This window comes from Aquitalea sp. S1-19 (genome assembly GCF_024343515.1).
This window is the reverse complement of record NZ_RJTZ01000175.1, coordinates 1-3,478: the sequence shown is the minus strand read 5'-3', so window position 1 is coordinate 3,478 and position 3,478 is coordinate 1. Positions and strand designations below refer to the sequence as shown.

Sequence of the window (3,478 nt, the reverse complement as noted above, 5' to 3'; positions counted from 1 at the left end):
AACCGTTTGCGGGCAGGGGCGTTATTACGCCTGCCTGATATCAGTACGCGCGCAGCGGCGCCTTCACCGGCTGTCGCAGCTAAGCTTGCTCCACCCGCACCCGCACCCGCACCCGCACCCGCACCCGCACCCGCACCCGCACCTGGCCCTGGCCCTGTGGCTGTGCGGGCGGACATCGAGGCGCAAGTCGCGGCGGACAAGGCGTTGGCCGAGCACAAGCTTGTACAGCTGCAACAGGCGCAGGCGCGTCTGGCTGCGCTGGAAAAGGAGGTCGTGCGCCTGTCTGCGCTGCTTGTGCCTGAGGATAGCGGCGTCGTGGAGGATGCGTCGCTGGACGAGGAACTGGCTCGCTGGCTTGCCGGTGGGGCAGGTGGTATTGCCGTGATGAGCCTGCTTGCCTGGCAATTGGCGCGCCGCAATCGTGCAAGGCTGGGCGGGCGCGTGCCGGCGGCAGTTCAGGCCGCGCCGCGCCGCCCTGAAGAGCCAGAGCCGGATATTGCCGCTGCGCCGGAGTCGGTGCCTGATGCGCGGCTGCAGCAGTTGCAGCAACTGGCGTTAAATGGTGAACGCGCCGCTTTTGCTGCGCTGGCGCACGAAGTGCTGGCCGATAGCGCGGGTCAGGGTGAGGCGTGGGGCGCCGTTGTGCGCATGGGACAGGGGCTGGATCCTGAGAATGCCTTGTACCGTATGGCCGAGCCTGATGTGGCTGCAGCTGAACAGACCGCACAGGCCGATTCGGCCGAGCTGGCTTTGGCGCGCCTGTTTGCCGAAATGGGTGAGCGTGACGGGGCTGCAGATCTGGCTCGGGATGTACGTGCAGCGGACTGAGTGGTTTTTAGCACCGGGTGCCTGGCTGTGTGCCTGGCTGGCGCTGGTTTTGCTGCTGGCGGTGATGCCGCCCTTATGGCTGAGCGGCTTGACAGCCGTGCTGGCGGCAGGCCTGCTCTGGCGGCATCCTGCGCTGCTGCTATCCGTTTTCAGGCGTATGCGTTATCTCTTGCTGTCGCTTTTGCTGCTGATGGGCTGGACGCTGCCGGGGGACGCTGTCTTTGACAGCCTGTGGGCACCGACCTGGCAAGGCTTGCAAGCCGGTGCGGTGCATGCGATGCGGCTGCTGGTTGCAGTATGGCTGGTGCGCGCCTTGTGGTTGTCTGCCGGGCGTGAGGCCATGCTCGCCGCGCTGTACCAGCTTTGTGCGCCGCTGGCGCGTCTGGGTTTGCCGGCTAAAACTCTGGCTTTGCGTCTCTGGCTGACGCTTTACCATGCCGAGCGCCTGATCAGCCTGCCATTTCGCACTTTATTGCAGGAAATGCGCCGCTTGTTGCAGCAGGGCGTAGCAGCGGTTGGCCCCGATCAGGTAGAGTTGAGACTTTGCCGCTGGCGTAAGCGCGAATATGTTTTTGTGCTGGCTGCATGGCTGATAACAGGATTGTTAATGAAAGTTTGGGCATGAGAGTGGCGCTGGGCCTCGAATACGATGGCCGTGCCTTTGCCGGCTGGCAGACCCAGCCGCATGGCAATACCGTACAGGACAAATTGAACGCCGCGCTAAGCATTATCGCCGGTGAGCCGATTACCACCATTGCCGCCGGCAGGACCGATGCCGGTGTGCACGCGGCGATGCAGGTGGTGCATTTCGAGACCCGGGCGCAGCGCCCGCTGAACGCCTGGGTGCGTGGCGTGAATGCACACCTGCCGGCTGAAGTGGCGGTCGTGTGGTCTCGCGAAGTGGACGAGGTATTTCACGCGCGGTTTTCGGCGTTTTCGCGCAGCTACAGTTATTTTCTGCTGTCGCATCCGGTGCGCCCCAGCCTGACGGCAGGCAAGGTAGGCTGGTATTACGGTGCGCTGGATGTGGAGGCGATGCGGGAAGCGGCACAGCGCTTGATCGGCCGGCATGATTTTTCCAGCTTCCGCGCCGCCGAGTGTCAGGCCAAGACGCCGGTCAAGGATTTGCAGTTACTGGATATCAGTGCCAGCGACGGCCTGATTCGTTTCGATTTCAAGGCGGATGCCTTTTTGCACCATATGGTGCGCAATATCGTCGGCGCGCTGGTGTATGTCGGTAAAGGCAGTCTGGACGCAGACGGTATGAGTGCCCTGTTGCTGGCGGCAGATCGCACCAAGGCACCGCCGACCTTCATGCCCGACGGGCTGTACCTGACCGGGGTCGGTTATCCCGAACATTTTTGTCTGCCCAGCGTGCCGGATCCGGCACGGCTGGCTTTGTGGCGCTAAGGGGATTTCAGCTATGGCGGTACGCGTGAAAATTTGCGGCATTACCCGCGTGGAAGACGGTGTGGAAGCAGCACGTCTGGGCGTGGACGCGATCGGTCTGGTGTTCTACCCGAAAAGCCCGCGCAATGTGTCGATAGCCCGTGCCGCGGCCATTATTGCCGCGCTGCCGCCTTTTGTCAGTGTGGTCGGCCTGTTTGTCGATGCCACGCGCGAGTGGGTCGACACGGTACTGGCCGAGTGTGCGCTGGATGTGCTGCAGTTTCATGGCGACGAAAGTCCGGAATTTTGTGCCAGTTTCCATCGCCCTTATCTCAAGGCGGTACGGGTGCAGGCCGGCACTGACCTTGCCGCCATGGCCAAACGCTATGCCGGCGCACGTGGGCTGCTGACCGATGCCTTTGTCGAGGGCGTGCATGGCGGCACCGGCCAGACGTTTGACTGGAGTTTGCTGGCCGAGGATTTGCCGCTGCCGCTGATTCTGTCTGGCGGGCTGGATGAACACAATATTGCGGCGGCGCTGCGCCAGGTGCATCCGGCGGCGGTGGATGTCTCCAGTGGGGTCGAGAGCGCAAAAGGAATCAAGGACGCTGCCCGTATGGCAGCCTTCATTTCAGGAGCAAGACATGGATCATTATGATCTGCCCGATGCGGCAGGCCACTTCGGCCTGCACGGGGGCGTGTATGTGGCAGAAACACTGATGGCTGCGCTGGACGAATTGCAGACCGAGTACGCGCGTGCCAAGGCCGACCCGGCATTCTGGGCGGAGTACCATTACGAACTGGCGCATTATGTCGGCCGCCCAAGCCCGGTCTATCATGCGCGGCGCTGGTCGGAGGCGCTCGGTGGTGCGCAGATCTGGCTCAAGCGTGAAGACTTGAATCACACCGGCGCGCACAAGATCAATAACGCCATTGGTCAGGCGCTGCTCGCGCGGCGTATGGGCAAAAAGCGGGTGATCGCCGAGACTGGTGCCGGCCAGCATGGTGTCGCCACCGCGACGGTGGCGGCGCGCTACGGCATGGAGTGCGTAGTGTATATGGGCGCCGAGGACATCAAGCGCCAGGCCTCCAATGTGTTCCGCATGAAGCTGCTGGGCGCGACCGTGGTGCCGGTAGAGTCCGGCTCAAAAACGCTGAAAGATGCGCTGAACGAGGCAATGCGCGACTGGGTGACCAATGTCGATTCGACCTTCTATATTCTGGGTACCGCCGCCGGTCCGCATCCTTATCCGATGCTGGT

The 3,478-nt window shown here is 62.8% G+C and carries 5 protein-coding genes; all 5 read left to right on the top strand.

Annotation, left to right across the window (positions count from 1 at the left end; translation table 11 throughout):
• Positions 1–828, top strand: an 828-nt coding sequence (locus EGI20_RS16625; RefSeq protein WP_498632814.1) for a hypothetical protein, incomplete at its 5' end; no start/stop codon positions are given.
• Positions 815–1,453 (top strand): hypothetical protein, encoded by a 639-nt coding sequence (locus EGI20_RS16620; RefSeq protein ID WP_498632813.1) that lies wholly within the window; start codon positions 815–817, stop codon positions 1,451–1,453. The genes EGI20_RS16625 and EGI20_RS16620, both read left to right, overlap by 14 nt.
• Entirely contained in the window at positions 1,450–2,238 is a 789-nt protein-coding gene (gene truA, locus EGI20_RS16615) for a tRNA pseudouridine(38-40) synthase TruA (protein WP_498632811.1), read from the top strand. Before EGI20_RS16620 ends, truA begins: the two co-directional genes overlap by 4 nt.
• Positions 2,239–2,251: 13 nt before the next feature.
• Complete coding sequence (locus EGI20_RS16610) at positions 2,252–2,875, top strand: phosphoribosylanthranilate isomerase (protein ID WP_160795286.1); 624 nt, start codon at positions 2,252–2,254, stop codon at positions 2,873–2,875.
• A partial coding sequence (locus tag EGI20_RS16605) for a pyridoxal-phosphate dependent enzyme (protein ID WP_498632809.1) occupies positions 2,862–3,478 on the top strand: 617 nt, incomplete at its 3' end. The genes EGI20_RS16610 and EGI20_RS16605, both read left to right, overlap by 14 nt.